We start from the raw sequence: 17,639 nt of genomic DNA, 5'->3' as shown, positions 1-17,639 counted from the left end.
CGTTCCATGGTCCACGACCCATGGGTCATGATTCACCTCGCAGGCATGCGCACCCTTCTTCGCCTGCTCATCGTGGTCCCGCTGCTCACCGCCTGCGGAGGCTCCGACGACGACTCGTCGCCGGACTCCTGCTCGAACAACTCCGCCCCGGACACCTACAAGTCCGGCAGGAAGGCGGCCTGTTCCGGCCAGGCCACCGACGCCTACGCCTGCTGCGGCTACCAGACCGAGACCTGCAGCTACACCCTCTGCCGCAAGTCGCTCTGCGGCGAATGGGAGGAGCAGAGCTGGGCCTGCGGCTGAACCCCTGCCTCCGGCCCTCGGGGATGCCCGGGGGCCTTGGAGCGCGCTAGCTGCGCAGGCCCGGCGCTTCCTGGCCCGTGCGCGCGACGTACTCCGTGTAGCCGCCGCCGTACTTGTGGATGCCGTCCGGCGTCAGCTCCAGCACCCGGTTCGACAATGCGGCCAGGAAGTGCCGGTCGTGGGACACGAACAACATCGTGCCCTCGTAGCGCGACAGCGCGGTGATCAGCATCTCCTTCGTGCCCATGTCCAGGTGGTTCGTGGGCTCGTCCAGCACCAGGAAGTTCGGCGGGTCGTAGAGCATCTGCGCCATCACCAGACGCGCCTTCTCTCCACCCGACAGCACCCGGCACTTCTTCTCCACCTCGTCGCCGCTGAACCCGAAGCAGCCCGCCAGCGCCCGCAGCGACCCCTGCCCCGCGCGCGGGAACGCGTCCGACAGCTGCTCGAAGACCGTCTTCTCTCCGTCCAGCAGGTCCATGGCGTGCTGCGCGAAGTAGCCCATCTTCACGCTGCCACCCAACGCCACCGAGCCCTCATCCGGCTGCGTCGTGCCCGTCACCAGCTTGAGCAGCGTGGACTTGCCCGCGCCGTTCACGCCCATCACGCACCAGCGCTCCGCGCGCCGCACCAGGAAGTCCAGGCCGTCGTAGATGGTCCGCTTGCCGTAGCCCTTCACCACGTTCTTCAGGTTCACCACGTCGTCACCCGAGCGCGGCGGCGGCTGGAACTCGAAGAGCACCGTGGAGCGGCGCTTGGGCGGCTCCACCTTCTCGATCTTCTCCAGCTTCTTCACCCGGCTCTGCACCTGCGCGGCGTGCGACGCGCGGGCCTTGAACCGCTCGATGAACTTGATCTCCTTCGCGAGCATCGCCTGCTGACGCTCGTACTGCGCCTGCTGCTGCGCCTCGTTCTGCGCGCGCTGGCCTTCGTAGAAGTCGTAGTTGCCCGAGTACGTCGTCAGCGAACCGCCGTCGATCTCCACCACCTTCGTCACGATGCGGTTCATGAACTCGCGGTCGTGCGACGTCATCAGCAGCGCGCCCTCGTACCCCTTGAGGAAGCCCTCCAGCCAGATGAGCGACTCCAGGTCCAGGTGGTTGGAGGGCTCGTCCAGGAACATCGCGTCCGGGCGCATGAGCAGGATGCGCGCCAGCGCCACGCGCATCTTCCAACCGCCCGACAGCGCGCCCACGTCGCCGTCCATCATCTCCTCGCTGAAGCCCAGGCCCGCGAGGATCTCCCGCGCCCGTCCCTCCAGCGCGTACCCGCCCAGCTCCTCGAAGCGGCCCTGCACCACGCCGTAGCGCTCGACGAGCTTCTCCATCTCGTCCGCCTGGTCCGGGTCCCCCATGGCGGCCTCCAGCGTCTTCATCTCCGCCGCGACGGTGCTCACCGGGCCCGCGCCGTCCATCACCTCGGACACCGCGCTGCGGCCGGCCATCTCCCCCACGTCCTGGCTGAAGTAGCCGATGGTGACGCCCCGGTCGATGGAGACCTGCCCTTCGTCCGGGTACTCCTGGCCGGTCATCATCCGGAACAGCGTCGTCTTGCCCGCGCCGTTCGGGCCCACCAGGCCCACCTTTTCGCCCTTGTGGAGCGCGGCCGAGGCCTCCACGAAGAGAAGCTGCTGACCGTGCTGCTTGCCGATGTTGTCGAGACGGATCATGTGCGTACCGAAAGGGCCCGGGAATCAGGCGGCGCGCCCTTATGCCACGACCCGCCCGCCCGAGGGATGCTTCCGAACCCCCGGCACCCCTGGCCCCATCCCCGCGGCCGGGCAGGCAGGCCCCCGTCCGGGATTCCGCCCTGCCGGTAAGCCCCTCCGCCCTCAGGTGTCCCGGTGCACCGTGCCCGGGGAGAACGCCGGGGTGCAGATGGCCACGTACTCCGCGCCCTCTTCCTCGGGGGTGCTGTAGCGGACCCACTCGCCCGGCTCGCACACCACCGTCTGGCCCGCGTGCACGTCCATCACCCCGCCCTTGTGCTCCACCCGCAGCGTGCCCGCGAGCACCAGCGTGATTTCACGGAACTCGGGCGTCTGCCCCGGCTCCTCCCACCCGCCCGGGCTGCGCATGTGCGCCACGCTGATGTTCGACGTCTTGGAGTTCACCCGGCCCACGTATTCGTCGATGAGCTTCGGCTTGTTGCCCACCGCCGTCACGCGGATGGGCTTCGGGATGAGCGTGGGCATGCGGAGGCTCCAGGAGGGGGGGACACGAGGGGGGAACAGCGGCCGCCCCTACCCTACCAGCGCGTGGCGTAGAGTGCCGCCGTGCTGACCGTCGACGCCCATCCCCTCCTCGACCTCGTTGCCTTCACCTCCTCCTTCCCTGCCCCCCTGGGGGAGCTGCCCGCGCCTGACTGGCTGCAGGCCCTGCTGAAGCCCGGCGCCACCGCGCCCCTCCAGAGCGACGACGCCGTGCGAGGCGCCGTGCGGGACCTGCTCCGCCACGGCGGCTACAAGCCCACCGGCCGGGGCAAGCCCGCGTCCGAGTACCTGGTGCGCGCCTCCGGCGACGGGACGCTGGGCACCATCAACGCCGCGGTGGACGCATGCAACGCGGTGTCGCTGCACAGCGGCCTGCCCATCAGCGTCGTGGACCTGGACCGCGCCCGGGCGCCCTTCCGCGTCGCCACCGCCATCCAGGGCGACCGCTACGTCTTCAACGCGTCCGGGCAGACCATCGACCTGGAGGGGCTGCTGTGCCTCTTCGACGCCGAGGGCCCCTGCGCCAACGCGGTGAAGGACGCGCAGCGCACCAAGACGGACGGCACCACGCGCCGCACCCTCACGCTGCTGTGGGGCACGAAGGAGCTCCAGGGCCACACCGGGCGCGCCTTCGCCTGGTATCGCGAGCTGCTGGAGCGCCTGGGCGCCACCGTCGAAGCCGTCCGCTGAAGGCAGCCCCTACGGCTTCGGCGCGGGCGCCTCGGGCTCCAGCCCCAGCCCCGCCACGATGCGCTCCACCACGCCCTCCGCGGGCGGCGTCACGTCCACGGAGAGGGCGCCTTCGGGCGGCTCCAGCTCCGCCAGCTGGCTGCCCAGCAGCGCGGCCGGCATGAAGTGCCCCAGCCGCTGCTGGAGGCGCTCGCGGATGATGGCCGCGGACGCGTGCAGGTACACCCAGCGCTGGCGCGCGGCGTCCACCGTGAGCCGCGCGCGGTGGAGCTGCTTGAGGCCGGAGAACGCCAGGACCAGGTCCTCGTCCTCGTCCATCGCCTTCTCCAGCCGCGCGCGCAGCAGCTCCAGCCAGGGCTGCCGGTCCACGTCCGTCAGCGGCGTTCCCGAAGCCATCTTCCGGCGGTTCGCCACCGAGTGCAGGTCGTCCGCGTCCACGAAGCCCCAGCCCAACCTGTCCGCGAGCTCGCGGCCCACCGTGGACTTTCCGGTGCCTGAAACCCCCATGACGATGACCACCATGCGGTTGAAGCCTCCCAGCGCCCCGCGCCCGTCCCCTGATGCTGCGACCTTCCCGCGCCCCGCGCCACGCGAGATGCATGGCCGGTGGCGCACCGGACATCCCGAGCCTGGAGGGGAGCGTCCACTGCCCGACGCCGCGCCTTCGGCCCCCGCGACAAGCGCCCGCTACCGCACGGTGAACGGGCGCGAGCTGCCCGAGTACGGGTGCACGCGCCCGTCCCAGCCGGACTTCCAGTTGCCCTCGTGCACCAGCCGGTAGGTGCCCGGCGCCGTGTCCAGGGGGATGGGCCAGTCGATCCGCACCAGCGAACACGCGAGCGTGGGCACGCAGTACTCGCGCTGCCAGTGGTACAGCGCGCCGCCCTCCCCGTCGTGCGCCACGTCCCGCCACGTGCCGTCCGGCTGTCGCCGCTGGACGCGCAGGTAGGTGCCGTTCAGCTTCAGGTCGTTGCGCGGGTGGCCGCCCCAGAACGTGGCGCTCGCCATGTCGCCCCGCGCGTACGAAGGCTTCGCCTCCTCCGCGACGGCGCCGAAGTCCACCCACAGCAGCTTGTCGTCGAACACCACGCCGGGCTGGAGGCCCACCACCGCGCGGCGCAGGTCGCGGGGCCGGGGCCCGTGCGGCACGGGCGTCCCGTCGCGCAGCGCGCTGGCGAGCCCCGCGAAGGACTGCTGCAACGCGGCCAGCGTCCACGGGCCGAAGTGCGTGGACGCGCCCTCGTAGTCCTGGCGCGCGTACTCCTCGCGCGTGGCCACGTAGCCTGAGTAGGCGTTGGACAGCCCCGCGATGACCACGTCCGTCACGCCCGCGCCCTGGAGGTGCGCGCGCACGGTGTCGCGCAGCCGGCGGCCCGCCATGGTGGTCAGCTCGAAGGGCACGGCCACCAGCGCCAGCGGCCCCACCGTCACCAGCTGCAGGGGCAGCACCTCCGGCGTCCACGGGTAGGGCTTCATCGTGCCCATCTCCAGGACGATGGGCTTCTCTCCCTGACAGGGCGTGGTGACGGCCGCGCAGGTGAACTGGTTCCACACGTCGTGCACGGATTCGCACGTGGCGCCCTCGGAGCCGAAGCCGGGCCCGTCCTCCGCGCCGGCCAGCATCGACAGGCCGATGGACGCCGGGCACGTGCGGTGCGGGGCGCCGTCCGTGTACGCGGGCGCCACGTCCACCGCGTCCATCTTCACGTAGGTGTGCCGGTAGTCCACGCCGCCCATCACGGGCATCCCGGCGGTGGCCCACAGGTGCGCGGCGAAGTCGTACTGCTTCTTCGCGGAGATGGCCGCGTCCTCGAAGTCGTTCGCGCCGCCGCCGTTCGTGCCCCCCAGGATGTTGGGCGTGACGTCGCCCTCGTTGGAGTTGGCGAAGGCCGCGACGAAGGTGTCCGGCCCCCCGGGCAGCAGCCCGCCCTCCCCCACCTCGAAGGCGTGCGACGCCATCCCCTTGTTGTCCCCGCTGATGTACGTGTTGGTGTTGCCGAAGGACGTGGCGTGCACGGCGAACCAGTCGATGAGGCCCACCTCGTGCCCGTCCGCGCGCGTCAGCCGCAGGAGCGTCATCCGGGGGTCCACGTTGTCCGGGTAGCGGGCGCGCTCGGCCTCGGGGTTTCGCAGGTAGGCCTCCGGTGAGCGGTTGGCGCTCGCGCCGCGCAGGTCCCCCGAGGCCAACCGCAGCGAGCCCTCGGCCAGCCGCGCGTTGGCGCGCACGATGGAGTCCGTGATGCCGGAGACGATGGCCTCGAAGTTCTGGGGGATGAAGCCGAAGGTGGTCAGGTTGTAGAGCGTGTAGTGGCTGTAGCCGCCGGGCCCGGCGTGCGTGTGCGTGGCGCTGAGCAGCACGTTGTCGTCGGAGAACACGTCGCCCAGCTTCGCGCGCAGCCGCTCCACCACCTGCTGCCGCACCGCCTGGAACACCATGCCCAGGTCCGCGCTGACGAACGCCACGCGGCGGCCATTGCACGGCGAGGCGATGACGAACGCACGCGAGTACAGCCGCAGGTGGATGCCCTCCGTCTTCTGCGCCACCTGCGCGTAGCCCATCATCCCCACCTCCGCGGCGGGGCCGGTGATGTCGGAGCGCGCCGCGCCGATGAGGAAGTTCGCGGAGCCCGAGCAGGCGTCGACCCCCGGCCCGGCGGCGGCCTCCACCGAAGCCGGAGCCTCTTCCGCGCCCGCCAGGGAGGGCCCCAGGGAGGACCCCGCGGGCCCCAGCGCCAGCACGCTGCCCAACAGCAGCCCCAACACCGGGGCGAGGCGAGCGGTCAGCGTGCGCATGGCATCCTCCACGGCCTCCGGGCGGAAATGCCCTTGCGGCAAGGCGCCGTCGGGACCTGGACTCCTCACCGCGGCGCGAGGCCCAGCGTGGCTCCACCGGGCCTGGGAAGGCAGCGCACGCGAGGGCAGGCCGTCCGGCGCTCCACACTCGAACACGGAGGCGCGCCGGTTTCAGTCCATTTCGAGGCAGCGCCCGGGAGGCTCGCTCCCCCGCCCGGACGCGGAATGCGGGCGGGCTCAGGCCACGCGTGCGGGGCGCGAGGCGGCGGCGTGCAGGGTGACGCGGAAGGTGGCGCCGTGGCCCGGAGTGGACTCCACGCCGATGCTGCCGCCCAGCGCGCGCACGATGGTGTCGCAGATGGACAGGCCCAGCCCGGTGCCCTGGCCCGGCGCCTTGGTGGTGAAGAACGGGTCGAAGATGCGGCGGATCAGCTCCGGCGCGATGCCCCGCCCCGTGTCGCGCACGTCCACCACCACGCGGCCGTCGCCGTCCACGCGGGTGACGAGGCGGATTTCGTGCTCGTCCGTGAGGCCCTCGGGGATCGCGTGCGCGGCGTTGATGACCAGGTTGAGGAACACCTGGAACAGCTTGCCCTCGTTGGCGCGCACCGCCGGCACCGCGCCGTACTGCTTCACCAGCCGGGCGCGCGGACGGATTTCGCTGGCCGCCATCTGCGTGACGGAGTCCAGCACGCGGTGCAGGTCCACCGGCTCGTCGTGCGCGTCGTCCACGCGGGAGAAGACCTTGAGCTGGCGGACGATCTGCCGCATCCGCTCGGAGCCTTCGCGCGCGTCGTCCAGCACCTGTTGGTATTCCAGCAGCTCCTCCGCCCCCAGGGGCCGGGGCATGGGGCCCAGCGCGCGGTGCAGGAACTCCAGGTTGGACAGCACGTAGGACAGCGGGTTGTTCAGCTCGTGCGCGATGCCCGCGGCCAGCATGCCCATGGAGGCCAGCCGGTCCCCCAGCATGAGCTTCGCCTGGATGTGCTTTCGCTCGGTGAAGTCGCGCGCCACCGTCACGCGCGCGGGCACGCCGTCGAAGAGCACGCCCAGCGTCACCAGGTCCGCGCTCACCACCTGCCCGTCGCGGCGCACCAGCGGCACCTCGTGCGAGCGGGCCGCCAGCGCCCCGTCCTGCGCTTCCTCCAGGTGGCGGCGCGCCACCTCCTGGTCCTCGCGCCGCACCAGCCCCAGCAGGTGCCGCCCCAGCAGCTCCGCGGGGTCCTGGTAGCCCAGGTACTTGGCCATGGCCGGGTTCACCGACAGGAGCATCCCGTCCGTCGTGTGCACCACCACCGGATCCGGGAAGCCCTCGATGAGCAGGTGGAAGCCCGCCTCCGTGCGCCGCAGCGCGGTCTCCGTGCGCACGCGCAGCGCGTCCGTCGTGTGCTGCTCCAGCGCCAGCGACAGCGCGCCCGCGGCGCCGGACAGCAGGTTCACCTCCACGTGCGACCAGGGCCGCGCGTCGTCGCAGTTGTCGAAGCCGATGAAGCCGAACGGCTCCCCGTGCACGAACAGGGGCAGGACCAGCAGCGAGCGGATGCCCTGCGCCAGCAGCACCGGCGCCGTGCCGTCCCCGAAGTCCTCCGGCCGGCCCTGCACCGGCTCCCCGCGGTGCAGCTGCTCCAGCTGGTGCAGCCGGAAGGCCTCGTCCACCGGCCAGGCCTGCGTGTCCGGGTTCTCCAGCTCGCGCGAGACGCCGGGCGCGGCCCACTCCGCCCGCTGGGACTGGAGGATCCGGCCGTTGGCCTCGCGGTGGAACTCGAAGACGTAGGCGCGGCTGGCGCCCGCGACGCGGCCCAGCGGCTCCAGGATGGCGTTGTACAAATCCCCGGAGGTCTCCGGCGCCAGCAACCGCCGCTGCACCTCCACCATCGCGCCCAGGTAGCGCTCGCGCGTGGTGGCGGCCTCCTCCGCCATCCGGCGCGGGGTGACGTCCACCAGCGTGCCCAACACACCGCCCAGGTGCTCGGGATCTCCCGTGGCGGACACCTCCACCCAGCGCGGCTGCGCGCCCCCCGCGAGCCGCAGCTCCAGCCGCGTCGGCACGTCGATGCGCGAGGTGGCCGTGCGCAGCAGCGCGCGCGCCTGATCCCGGTCCTCCGGGTGGAACAGGTCCACCAGCGCGCGGCCCGTCCACGCGCCCGCGGACATTCCGACCAGCCGCTCCCACGCGGGGCTCGCGAGGACCAGGCGGCCGGCCGCATCCAGCTCGAAGAGCACCTCGCGCAGGAGCGAACCGGCCCGCTGGAAGCGGCGGGTGTCCACGAGGGCGCTCGCCATGGAGGCCTGCTCCGGAGCAGCGGCGCTCCCCGTCTCGCGTTGCTCCTGCGACACCGCGGCCTCCTTCATCACGGATGAAACGGGCCAATACATGAAAAAGAGGCCGACCCAGCCGGTCCGTCCGGGTGTCCGCCCTCTCTCCGTTTCAGCGCGGACCGAAGCATAGGGCGCTCGAATGTTTCAAAGTCAATGGACCCACCGAGGACTCAGGGGTTTCCATCGGAGTCCGGGGGCTCCCAACCCCCTGGGATTCCAGAACGAGGGCGTTGACGACGGTCGCCGAGCAGGCGAGCAGGCACGCCCCCGACGATGGCCCACGGGGGCACGTCGCGGGTGACGACGGCGCCCATGGCAATCACCGCGTGGTCGCCCACGGTGACGCCGTCGGTGATGCCCGCGTTGGCGCCCACCCAGACGTCGTCGCCGATCACGATGCCCCTGGACGTGACGGGCTGGTCGCGCACGGGGCGGTCCGGCGCGAGGCCGTGGTCGAAGGCGTAGAGGGTGGCGCCGGTGGCGACGCGGCTGCCCTCGCCGATGCGGATGCCGCACGCGCCGCCGTCCAGGCTGACGCGCGCGTTGAGGCTCACGCGCGGCCCCAGCACCACCGGTCCGTGCACGAAGGCGTCCGCGCCAATGCTGCACCCGGGCCCGATGCGCACGGTGCGGCCGGGCTCCGCGAAGATGCGCGCCTCCGGGGCGATGAAACATCCCTCCGCGATGTCGACGGTCTCCAGCGCGCGCAGGCGGTCCTGCACCTCGCGCTGCCAGGCCTCCGCCCACTCGCGGTGACGCGGCTTGAGGCTGAAGTAGAGCCACGGCATCCACGACAGCCGCAGCTTGTGTTGTTCACGGCGTCGCGCTTCCAGGTCCACGCCGTCCTGACTACCACGGCGCCGGGTTCAGCCGGAGGCGGGCGCCACGGTGAAGTGGCAGCGCTCGCGCTCCCTCGCCACGGCGTCCGCGTCCAGGGGCGTGGGGAGCAGGCGGCAGAGCATGTCGTCCGGCTCCCACGGGTACGGCTGGCCGTCCAGGCGCACGCGGCCATCGGCGACGGCGTGGGTGGCCTCCACGAGGGAGAGCGCGGACAGGTCGCGCATCAGCGCCTCGAAGCGGCCCTGGCGCTCCGGGGTGGAGAAGTGGAAGCGGCCCCGCGCGACGACGGCCAGGTGGAACCACATGGGCCGGAAGGCCACGCCCGCGAGCCCCAGGCGCTGGGCCATGGCGAGCAGCACCTCCGTGGTCTCGCGAGACAGGCCCAGGCCGGGCACCTCCTGTCCGGGCAGCTGCGGGCGCGTGTCGCTGAAGCGGGCGCGCGGGTGGCGCAGGGAGAGCCAGTTGGCGAAGAGGAAGGTCTCCCCCTGGAGGACCTTCTTCTCCAGCACGGCGTCCGACAGCAGGTGCTCACGGCCGCCCGCGTGGCCCAGCACCTTGATGCGGTCGCCGGTGCCGCCGGTGGAGGACACCTCCACGCGCAGGCGGCTGTAGCCCAGGCGCTCCACGTACGACAGCAGGCCGTAGCGGAAGAGCGCGTACTCGATGCCCTGGGCGGTGTAGTGGCCCAGCACGCGCGGCTGCACCTCCGGGCCCAGCCGCAGCGGGCCCTCCAGGTCCTCCAGCGTGAGCGGTTCCCAGCCGGGGGTCGCGCTCGGGGAGTGCGCCGTCTCCGGGTCCAGCAGGTGCGCGATGCGCTGGAAGCGCGCGCTCAGCGGATCATACCGGGCGGTGATGCGCTGGTGGCCCAGGCCCGCGAGCACCAGCACCGTGCCCGCGAACAGCTTCCAGGACTCGGCGTGGTAGCCGCCGCCGGGCAGCCACACGCTGGCCCGTCCCCGCAGCGCCGAGGCGATGGCCACGTCGCGCTTGCGCGCGCCCTGGAGCGTGATGCCCACGCGGCCGAAGCGGTCCCCGGACAACACGTCTCCGCCGGCGATGACGAAGGTGATGTCGGAGTGGGGCATGCGCGCCAGCATCTCCTTCACCTTCTGCACGTAGGTGGCGTCGTCGCAGCCATCCGGCACGCGCGTCTCGTCCACGCCGACGGGGAGCACGCCCCAGTCGCTGCCGGACACGGAGCCGATCCAGACCTTCGGCTGTCCGGCGAGACACGCGGCGGTGCCATCCGGCGGGTGCGCGTCCAGGTCCAGCACGGCCACGGAGCCGTCGAAGCCCGCGGCGCGCAGGTCCGCGACGGCGACGGCGATGTCATTGACGGTGCAGAAGCCGCCGCCCCGGTCCGGCCGGGCGTGGTGGAAGCCGCCGGCCATGTTGACCACGGGGCCCTGCCGCGCGAGCGCCAGCCGCGCCGCCCCCAGCGTGCCGCCGCACACGGTGCGCACGCTGTCGAGCAGCGCGTCCACGGGGACCTCCGACGGGTCGGTGGCGTAGATGCGCGCGAGCGTCGCGGGGTCGGAGAGGGACTCCAGGTAGCGGGCGTCGTGCACGCGCGCGAGCTGGGCGTAGGACACCGGCACGGGGTGGCGGACGTCCGCGGCGCGCACCACGCCGGCCTCCAGCAGGTACCAGGTGGTGAAGTCGGTGCCGCGCGGCTCGATGCCCACGGAGGACTCGATGCCGGAGAGGGGCAGGCGGTAGGACTCGTCGTAGAAGACGTGCACCCGGCCGCGTCCCAGGCCCAGCCGCCACAGCCACGCTTGAATCATGCGCGCCTCGGGGACGGGGAAGGAGGGCGGGCGTTCACGGGAGACGGGGACACGGGAGGCACGGGCCCTTCATCCTGCGAGGGGGCCGTGGGCGCAAGCCTCATTCCACGGGGCGATGGGCCTCCTCGCGCAGCGCGGGGCTGCGGCGGCGCAGGCCCCGGGCGGCGACGGTGGTGAACAGGGCCCAGGCGAGGCCGGCCACCCAGCCGCCCAGCACGTCCGTGGGGTAGTGCACGCCCAGGTAGACGCGGGTGCAGCCCACGAGGATGGACAGGAGCAGGGCCACGGTGAGCAGGTAGACCTTCACGCGCCGCTGTTCAGCGAACTGGGCCAGCAGCGAGCCCAGCGTGAGGTAGGTGATGGCGGACAGCATCGCGTGGCCGCTGGGGAAGCTGGTGGACAGGGTCTCGGTGAGGTGGGGCACCACGGAGGGGCGCGGGCGGTTGAAGACGTTCTTGAGCAGGCCGTTGAGCAGCCACCCCGTCACGGTCGCGGTGAAGACGAACAGGCACGTGCGGTAGCGGCGGGCCACCAGCAGGAAGCCGCACACGGCCACGGTGATGAGCGACAGCACGGGCGCGCCGCCCAGCGACGTCACGTCGCGCGCGGTCTCCGCGAGCCACCAGGGGCCCCGGGGAAGCGCGGGGTCCTCCGGGCGGCGCAGGGCGCGCACGATGCGCTCGTCGAGGTCCTGGGTCTCGCCCTCGGTCACTTCGTCGGACAGGGCGACGAAGCCCAGGACGCACGCCATCACGAGCAACAGCAGCGCGAGCGGCCGCGTCACCATCACGTCCCAACCCGACAGCCACCGCCACGGCCTGCGCGCCATGGCGGTGACATAGGACGCGGCGCGCGTGCGGGCCACCGGCATTCACGCGGGAGTGTCGAACACGCGGCTCAGGGGGAGTCCACGGCGAGCCCCAGCGCCTCGGCGCCGGCGGACTTCGCGCCGTCGAGCGCCACCACCAGCCGCGCGTAGGGGGCGCGGGCGTCAGGCTGGAAGAACAGGCCGCGCTGGCCGCGCGGGCGGGCCTCCAGGAAGCGGCGCAGCCGAGGCACGTAGTCGGCTTCGCTCACGGGCTCGCCCTCCAGGAGCAGCGTTCCTTCCGCGGTGAGGCGCACGAGGCCGGGGGCGGGCTCCGCTGACGTCGGAGCGTCCGCGGGGGCGGTGTCCTGGGTGGGGAGCTGGAGCGGGAGTTCCCGGCGCATCAGCGGCGTGACGACCATGAAGATGATGAGCAGCACCAGCACCACGTCCACCAGGGGCGTGACGTTGATGTCCGACTGGAGTCCGGACTGGGGCTTCACGACGACCGGTCGTCTGGAGAGTCTGTGCATGGACGTGTTCCTCAGTTCTTCTTCACCGCGACGCCCAGGGACACCTTCCGCGCTCCCGCATCCCGTGACTGTTGAAGGACGCCGAGCACGTCACCGCACGTCAGGGTTTCATCCGCCTTGAGGAGGAGCCGGCGTTCGGGCTGCGTGCGCAGCTCCTCCCGCACGCGGGCCTGGAAGCGCGCGGCGTCCGGGATGGCGTCCTTCCCGACGTACAGCGCCTTGTCCGCGGTGACGGAGAAGACGAGCGGCTCAGGAGGGGTGTCGTGGTGTTCACCCTGCGCGGCGGCGGGCAGCGCGACGTCCTGGCCCTGCTGGGACAGCGGTGTCACGACCATGAAGATGATGAGCAGCACCAGCACCACGTCCACCAGGGGCGTGACGTTGATGTCCGCCTTCACTCCGCCCCGGCCTCCCACGGCCATGCCCATGCAATGCCTCCCTTGCGTCCGCGAGTTGGACACCATGGGACCACGGGCCCGGGAGGACATTGGCCGTGGGCACCCGGTGGTTCGGTCATCGTTCGGTCACGGCGCGCCCGAAGGCATGGCCTGCGCACGATGCACGCGGCTGGCTTTCCCGAGGCATCTCCAGGAGCACCCATGTTGGCGAAGGGACCGTGGACTCCCCAGCGACACGAGGCGTGGTCGCTGGCATGCATTCTCACGCTGCCCCTGACCTGCGCCTCCGCGCCGTTCGAAACGGATTCAGGCAGCGCATGGCCCGGGCAGCGCGACCCGCTGTACTGGAGGGGAAAGACAGAGTTCGTGAGGAAGTTGGCGTAACGGCGGAGCACCCATTCGGCGTCGAGGGCCAAGGCTGGACGGAGGCCCAGCAACTCAAGTCCGGCGACAGGGTCTACACTGCCTCGGGAGCGTCGGCGCGGGTGGTGTCTATCGGCACGGCTTCTGACCTGACGACGGTCTTCAACTTCGAGGTGGAGCAAGCCCATACCTACTTCATTGGGCAGGTGGCTGCGTGGGTTCACAACCAGTCGCGCATCGGGTTTCGCTCGGGCCGTGGTCCTCACGTCGCCAACGTGACGGTGTATCGAGATGGACACGTTGCGCATGCAGATACCCTGACCAGCGGAGGAATGACCGCAGAAGGATCTGCGCTCGGATTTTCTTTATCTGCCGTGGCTACACATACGGAGGCTCGTGCGGCACGCGGCATTCCGCTCCAGTCGGATGATGCGATAATTATTGATGACTCACATCCATCTTATCTGTCTTGCAAGGGGGCGATAAACAAGGCGACATCGGAGTCTGGAGCGACGAGCCGTTCCCTCTGGGAACAGAAAATCTGGACCACAGGAGGAAGATGACATGCGGAGATTCCATGCAGATGCAGTCAGTGCCGATGAGATGCAGGATATCAACACATATGCAGTTGTTCTTGCGGAGCGGCACGACGGGACTGGCATGCGCCTTGAGATCCAGAAAGCCCTCTCGTTCGACGAGCAAGATCGAGCAAACGGAATGGATACCTACTGCCTGTGTACGGAGAGCGGGGCTTGTCACTATGGTGGCGTAACAAAGTGGAGGGTCGGTGAAAACTCAATCGAAGTCCAACTCGACGAACAGGCATCGAATGCGCTTGGCGTCGACGGTGGATTCCATGTGGAGGTTTCAGGGCAGTACCTGCCTACGCTCCGAGAGGTCCTTCAGCGGCTGCTAGGGACTTGACCATGCTCTTCCCGCCGGGAGAGCGCATACCTCGCCGCGGAGTGGGGCGAAGCGGGAGTCCTTGCCCTCCATGAGGCCCGGGGCAACGGGACGAAAGCCCAGGCGCTCCTGGCGGAGGCGCATCGCGAGCGACGACGGCCTCCTGCGACGAAGCCTGGTTCAAGGGTTCCCACGAATGGGTACTCCACGGACGCCCCCATCCGGAACGTGCATCTGGCGGGCAAGCAGCACCCTGCGACGGGGGCTCCATTCGACGCGGAGGGATATCCGGACTTCAGGGCCGCCGGAGTCGTGAAGGCCGAAGTGAAGATTCCCGATCCTGGTTCCCGTGCCGGGGAGTTCGCCGCCGCGAACAAGGCCGCAGGCTTGAGAGAGACGCCCAAGAGAATGACCTGGCATCACCATCAGGACCGGACGACGCTCCAACTGGTTCCCACGGATATTCATGCCCGGACGGGACACACTGGTGGTTTCTCGGGAGGTCTCTCATGGCTCAGCCCGTGTGGACAACCGAGGGCGGGCCCCCGCTGGATGCGCGCGACGTCGATGCGTTCGAGCAGCGCTACAAACTCGCGCTCCCGCTTCCCCATCGGGAGTTCCTGCTGGCGACCAACGGCGGCCGGCCCGAGCGCGATCTCTTCAAGCTCCGGGGACTGCCCGGCAACCCGGTCGGCCGGATCCACTTCTTCTTCGGACTGAACGACCCCGTCGAGTCCAGCAACCTCGATTGGAACCTCCAGGTCTTCCAAGACCGCCTTCCGCCCGGGCTGCTCCCCATCGCAACAACGGAAGGCGCCGACAAGCTCTGCCTGTCGGTGGCCGGTGCTGAAGCAGGGCGGGTGTTCTACTGGGATGCGCATGCCCGGACAGGCACGAACAGCCTCCACCTCCTCGCGGAGGACTTCGGCGCCTTCATGCTGGCGCTCCAGTCGGATGCGCTGTCGCCCATCGTCCTGAAGTCCTGAGCCCGTGGCGCCCGCCGTACGCCCCTGGACGCTCGGGTGCGGTGGGCATTGTCCGCGCCGTGCGGGCTGCTATCACCGGGGCCTCGCACCCGGGAGGCACCCGCACATGGCCATCGCCACCATCAGCCCCACCACGGGCAAGACGCTGCGCACGTTCGATGCGCTCTCCGCCGAGCAACTGGAGCGCAAGCTGCAACGGGCCGCGGACACGTTCCGCGCCTACCGCGAGACGTCCTTCGCCGACCGCGCCCGCTGGATGCGCCGCGCCGCCGAAATCCTCGAAGTCGAGGCCGACCGCTTCGGCCGCATGATGACGGAGGAGATGGGCAAGCCCCTCGAAGCCGCCAAGGCCGAGTCCATCAAGAGCGCCACCGCGTGCCGCTACTACGTCACCCGCGCGGAGAAGCTGCTGCGCGACACCCCCATCGACGTGGATGGCGACACCGCCTTCGTGCGCTACCAGCCCCTGGGGCCCGTGCTCGCCATCATGCCGTGGAACTTCCCCTTCTGGCAGGTCGTGCGCTTCGCCGCCCCCGCCCTCATGGCCGGCAACGTCGGCCTGCTCAAGCACGCCAGCAACGTGCCCCAGTGCGCCATCGCCCTGGAGGAGCTCTTCCGCACCGCCGGCTTCCCCGAAGGCGCCTTCCAATCCCTGTTCATCGAGACCTCGGACGTGAACCGCGTCATCGAGGATCCGCGCGTGAAGGCCGTCACCCTCACCGGCAGCGAGGGCGCGGGCCGCGCCGTGGGCGCCGCCGCGGGCCGCGCCATCAAGAAGGTCGTGCTGGAGCTGGGCGGCAGCGACCCGTTCATCGTCATGCCCAGCGCGGACCTGGACAAGGCCGTCCAGACCGCCGTGTCCGCGCGCCTCATCAACAACGGCCAGTCCTGCATCGCCGCCAAGCGCTTCATCGTCGCGGAGCCCATCGCCCAGCAGTTCGAACGCCGCTTCGTGGAGCGCATGAAGACCATGGTGGTCGGCGACCCCATGGACCCCAAGACGGACGTGGGGCCGCTCGCCACCCCCGGCATCCTGCAAGGCCTGCACGCCCAGGTGCGCGACAGCGTGAAGGCCGGCGCCCGGCTGCTCCTGGGCGGCGAGCCCCTGAGCGGCCCCGGCAACTTCTATCCCCCCACCGTGCTGGCCGACCCGCCCCCCAAGGCCCCCGCCTTCCATGACGAGCTGTTCGGCCCGGTGGCCACGCTCCTGCGCGCCCGCGACCTGGAGCACGCCGTGGAGCTGGCCAACGCGACCCCCTTCGGCCTGGGCGCCAGCGTCTGGACCCAGGACGCGAACGAGCAGCGCCGGTTCATCGACGGCATCGAGGCCGGCATGGTGTTCGTCAACGCGCTCGTCGCCTCCGACGCGCGCCTGCCCTTCGGCGGCGTGAAGCACTCCGGCCACGGCCGCGAGCTGGCGGACCTGGGCATCCGCGAGTTCGTCAACGCGAAGACCGTCCGCATCAGCGGCGCGGCCGGGAGCGCGCCGCCGCCGAAGCACGCGGGCGAATAACGCCCGTCAGCGCGTGCGCACCCGGCCATCCATGGGCGCGCCGTGCACCTCTTCCAGCGCGGTGGTGACGGCGTCCACCTCCGCGCCCAGCTGCTCCACGCTGTCGCGCAGGCCCGCGCCCGCCACGTCCGCGTCCGCCGCGTCCGCCGAGCGCACCCGCAGCACCTGCGCGTAGAGGTTCTCCAGCGTGTACGACAGCCGCATGAACTCGGCCTCCAGCCGGTCCGCCGCCTTCGTCAGCTCCGCGCGCTGGCGCACCTGCTCGTCCAACACCTGCAACGCCGCGCGCAGCCGGTCGCGCACCACGACGTCCTCTTCGGCGGCCCAGCGCGTCTCCAGCTTCTTGCGCTCCTCCGCCAGCCGCTGCACGTCCTCCGGCGGCGCCACCGTGCGCAGCTCGTGCTCGCGGCGCACCAGCTCATGGCAGCTCTTCCGCAGGTCCTGCACGGTGCGCTCCGGCGAGCGCACCATCTCCTGCAACACCCCCGGCCCCTTGCGCAGCTCCGCCAGCAGCTTCTCGCAGACGGCGTCCACGCGCGTGAGGCGAGGATCCACCGGCGCCACCGGCGCCACTGGCACCTCCGCTCGCCGCGGCACCGGCGCGGTCGGCTCCTCCACGCGCGTCAGCAGCGGGTTGTTGTGCGCGCGCAGGTGTTTCGCCGCCCGCTTGAAGAACGCGAGCGCCACGAACAGGAGCCACCAGTACTGCTGCGGCGACTTCACCACCGTGGCCACGCACGCCAGCGCCACGACGAGCAGGCCCACGCCCACCACCGGGTTGCGCGACGCCTCCTCGCGGGCAGCCTTCTCCGCGCGCTTCGCGTCGCGGTGCGCCTGTTGCTGGGCGACATAGGCGTCGCGCTTGGCCTGCCGCTCCGCGCGACGCAGGGCGTCCTTGGACTCGCGCTCCCACTGCTTCTCCCAGCGCTGGCGCTCCCGCTCCGCGCCGCGCTCCCACTCCCGCTCCCAGCGGTCCCGCTCCTTGTCGGTGGGCAGGCGGCCCATCCGGCGCACCCACGCCTCCAGGGCCGCGTCCTTGCGCGCCCGCCCCTCCTCGATGGCCGCCTCCAGCCGGCGCAGGCGCTCGGCCGCGTCGTGAGAGGACGGGGAGTCAGGCGGCGCTTCGCGGTCTCGGGGCACGCGGTGACGCTAACAACTTCTCCCGGCCTTGGGGACTGTCGCGCGCCGCCCCAT

17 protein-coding genes and 1 pseudogene are annotated in these 17,639 nt (G+C 71.1%); 7 read left to right on the top strand and 11 right to left on the bottom strand.

The annotated features are described in order from the left end of the window. Nucleotides 1-45 precede the first annotated feature (45 nt). On the top strand, nucleotides 46-303 hold the full coding sequence (locus GTY96_RS15910; protein ID WP_143903959.1) for a hypothetical protein: 258 nt from the start codon (nucleotides 46-48) through the stop codon (nucleotides 301-303). 46 nt (nucleotides 304-349) lie between these two features. Here GTY96_RS15910 and GTY96_RS15905 read toward each other — a convergent pair whose 3' ends face one another. Both GTY96_RS15905 and GTY96_RS15900 read right to left on the bottom strand, forming a co-directional pair. Then, nucleotides 350-1,972: an ABC-F family ATP-binding cassette domain-containing protein gene (locus tag GTY96_RS15905; RefSeq protein ID WP_143903957.1), complete on the bottom strand. Its 1,623-nt coding sequence runs from the start codon at nucleotides 1,970-1,972 to the stop codon at nucleotides 350-352. Nucleotides 1,973-2,134: 162 nt separating this feature from the next. Continuing rightward, complete coding sequence (locus tag GTY96_RS15900) at nucleotides 2,135-2,497, bottom strand: cupin domain-containing protein (RefSeq protein ID WP_143903955.1); 363 nt, start codon at nucleotides 2,495-2,497, stop codon at nucleotides 2,135-2,137. Nucleotides 2,498-2,578: 81 nt separating this feature from the next. On the opposite strand from GTY96_RS15900, the gene GTY96_RS15895 reads away from it, so the two are divergent. Next, complete coding sequence (locus GTY96_RS15895; protein ID WP_161665163.1) at nucleotides 2,579-3,205, top strand: phenylalanine--tRNA ligase beta subunit-related protein; 627 nt, start codon at nucleotides 2,579-2,581, stop codon at nucleotides 3,203-3,205. Nucleotides 3,206-3,214: 9 nt separating this feature from the next. On the opposite strand, the gene GTY96_RS15890 is transcribed toward GTY96_RS15895, so the two are convergent. The 8 genes from GTY96_RS15890 to GTY96_RS15855 form a co-directional block, all read right to left on the bottom strand. Beyond that, nucleotides 3,215-3,727, bottom strand: coding sequence for a gluconokinase (locus GTY96_RS15890; protein ID WP_143903951.1), 513 nt, complete (start codon nucleotides 3,725-3,727; stop codon nucleotides 3,215-3,217). Between the two features lie 165 nt (nucleotides 3,728-3,892). After that, nucleotides 3,893-5,998 carry a neutral/alkaline ceramidase gene (locus tag GTY96_RS15885; protein ID WP_143903949.1) on the bottom strand — a complete coding sequence of 702 codons (2,106 nt, stop codon included), beginning with the start codon at nucleotides 5,996-5,998 and terminating at the stop codon, nucleotides 3,893-3,895. Nucleotides 5,999-6,235: 237 nt separating this feature from the next. Continuing rightward, a complete protein-coding gene (locus GTY96_RS15880; RefSeq protein WP_328700902.1) occupies nucleotides 6,236-8,335 on the bottom strand; it encodes a PAS domain S-box protein in 2,100 nt (699 codons plus the stop codon). Nucleotides 8,336-8,487: 152 nt separating this feature from the next. Beyond that, a complete protein-coding gene (locus tag GTY96_RS15875) occupies nucleotides 8,488-9,156 on the bottom strand; it encodes an acyltransferase (protein WP_143903945.1) in 669 nt (222 codons plus the stop codon). A 27-nt stretch (nucleotides 9,157-9,183) separates the two neighbouring features. Beyond that, nucleotides 9,184-10,944 (bottom strand): histone deacetylase family protein, encoded by a 1,761-nt coding sequence (locus GTY96_RS15870; RefSeq protein ID WP_143903943.1) that lies wholly within the window; start codon nucleotides 10,942-10,944, stop codon nucleotides 9,184-9,186. Between the two features lie 100 nt (nucleotides 10,945-11,044). Then, on the bottom strand, nucleotides 11,045-11,773 hold the full coding sequence (locus tag GTY96_RS15865) for a phosphatase PAP2 family protein (RefSeq protein WP_143904282.1): 729 nt from the start codon (nucleotides 11,771-11,773) through the stop codon (nucleotides 11,045-11,047). A gap of 68 nt (nucleotides 11,774-11,841) precedes the next feature. After that, nucleotides 11,842-12,282, bottom strand: coding sequence for an ExbD/TolR family protein (locus GTY96_RS15860; protein WP_161665161.1), 441 nt, complete (start codon nucleotides 12,280-12,282; stop codon nucleotides 11,842-11,844). A gap of 11 nt (nucleotides 12,283-12,293) precedes the next feature. After that, nucleotides 12,294-12,710, bottom strand: coding sequence for an ExbD/TolR family protein (locus GTY96_RS15855; protein WP_161665160.1), 417 nt, complete (start codon nucleotides 12,708-12,710; stop codon nucleotides 12,294-12,296). A 287-nt stretch (nucleotides 12,711-12,997) separates the two neighbouring features. Here GTY96_RS15855 and GTY96_RS15850 point away from each other — a divergent pair, with 287 nt between their 5' ends. The 5 genes and pseudogenes from GTY96_RS15850 to GTY96_RS15830 all read left to right on the top strand — a co-directional run bounded on the left by GTY96_RS15850 (nucleotide 12,998) and on the right by GTY96_RS15830 (nucleotide 16,445). Beyond that, complete coding sequence (locus GTY96_RS15850) at nucleotides 12,998-13,606, top strand: polymorphic toxin-type HINT domain-containing protein (RefSeq protein WP_161665159.1); 609 nt, start codon at nucleotides 12,998-13,000, stop codon at nucleotides 13,604-13,606. A gap of 1 nt (nucleotide 13,607) precedes the next feature. Beyond that, nucleotides 13,608-13,967: an Imm10 family immunity protein gene (locus GTY96_RS15845; protein ID WP_143903937.1), complete on the top strand. Its 360-nt coding sequence runs from the start codon at nucleotides 13,608-13,610 to the stop codon at nucleotides 13,965-13,967. 207 nt (nucleotides 13,968-14,174) lie between these two features. After that, nucleotides 14,175-14,432 (top strand): annotated as a pseudogene (locus GTY96_RS38720) (HNH endonuclease); the annotation flags it as partial. Between the two features lie 23 nt (nucleotides 14,433-14,455). Next, nucleotides 14,456-14,932, top strand: coding sequence for an SMI1/KNR4 family protein (locus GTY96_RS15835; protein ID WP_161665158.1), 477 nt, complete (start codon nucleotides 14,456-14,458; stop codon nucleotides 14,930-14,932). Nucleotides 14,933-15,038: 106 nt separating this feature from the next. Further along, nucleotides 15,039-16,445, top strand: a complete 1,407-nt coding sequence (locus tag GTY96_RS15830) for an NAD-dependent succinate-semialdehyde dehydrogenase (RefSeq protein WP_143903933.1) — start codon at nucleotides 15,039-15,041, stop codon at nucleotides 16,443-16,445. Between the two features lie 6 nt (nucleotides 16,446-16,451). On the opposite strand, the gene GTY96_RS15825 is transcribed toward GTY96_RS15830, so the two are convergent. Then, complete coding sequence (locus GTY96_RS15825) at nucleotides 16,452-17,585, bottom strand: coiled-coil domain-containing protein (protein WP_143903931.1); 1,134 nt, start codon at nucleotides 17,583-17,585, stop codon at nucleotides 16,452-16,454. Nucleotides 17,586-17,639: the final 54 nt, after the last annotated feature.

The sequence above is a fragment of the Corallococcus silvisoli genome, from assembly GCF_009909145.1.
In the GTDB taxonomy this organism is placed as follows: domain Bacteria; phylum Myxococcota; class Myxococcia; order Myxococcales; family Myxococcaceae; genus Corallococcus; species Corallococcus silvisoli.
The sequence above is the reverse complement of the archived record's forward strand: the minus strand, read 5'-3'. Positions and strand labels throughout refer to the sequence as shown.

What these genes read in the sequence shown, in the direction of transcription:
- GTY96_RS15910 (WP_143903959.1), top strand. Translation starts at nt 46, where the DNA reads ATGCGCACCCTTCTTCGCCTGCTCATCGTGGTCCCGCTGCTCACCGCC.
- GTY96_RS15905 (WP_143903957.1), bottom strand. Translation starts at nt 1,972, where the DNA reads ATGATCCGTCTCGACAACATCGGCAAGCAGCACGGTCAGCAGCTTCTC.
- GTY96_RS15900 (WP_143903955.1), bottom strand. Translation starts at nt 2,497, where the DNA reads ATGCCCACGCTCATCCCGAAGCCCATCCGCGTGACGGCGGTGGGCAAC.
- GTY96_RS15890 (WP_143903951.1), bottom strand. Translation starts at nt 3,727, where the DNA reads ATGGTGGTCATCGTCATGGGGGTTTCAGGCACCGGAAAGTCCACGGTG.
- GTY96_RS15885 (WP_143903949.1), bottom strand. Translation starts at nt 5,998, where the DNA reads ATGCGCACGCTGACCGCTCGCCTCGCCCCGGTGTTGGGGCTGCTGTTG.
- GTY96_RS15870 (WP_143903943.1), bottom strand. Translation starts at nt 10,944, where the DNA reads ATGATTCAAGCGTGGCTGTGGCGGCTGGGCCTGGGACGCGGCCGGGTG.
- GTY96_RS15865 (WP_143904282.1), bottom strand. Translation starts at nt 11,773, where the DNA reads ATGGCGCGCAGGCCGTGGCGGTGGCTGTCGGGTTGGGACGTGATGGTG.
- GTY96_RS15860 (WP_161665161.1), bottom strand. Translation starts at nt 12,282, where the DNA reads ATGCACAGACTCTCCAGACGACCGGTCGTCGTGAAGCCCCAGTCCGGA.
- GTY96_RS15855 (WP_161665160.1), bottom strand. Translation starts at nt 12,710, where the DNA reads ATGGGCATGGCCGTGGGAGGCCGGGGCGGAGTGAAGGCGGACATCAAC.
- GTY96_RS15850 (WP_161665159.1), top strand. Translation starts at nt 12,998, where the DNA reads ATGGCCCGGGCAGCGCGACCCGCTGTACTGGAGGGGAAAGACAGAGTT.
- GTY96_RS15845 (WP_143903937.1), top strand. Translation starts at nt 13,608, where the DNA reads ATGCGGAGATTCCATGCAGATGCAGTCAGTGCCGATGAGATGCAGGAT.
- GTY96_RS15835 (WP_161665158.1), top strand. Translation starts at nt 14,456, where the DNA reads ATGGCTCAGCCCGTGTGGACAACCGAGGGCGGGCCCCCGCTGGATGCG.
- GTY96_RS15830 (WP_143903933.1), top strand. Translation starts at nt 15,039, where the DNA reads ATGGCCATCGCCACCATCAGCCCCACCACGGGCAAGACGCTGCGCACG.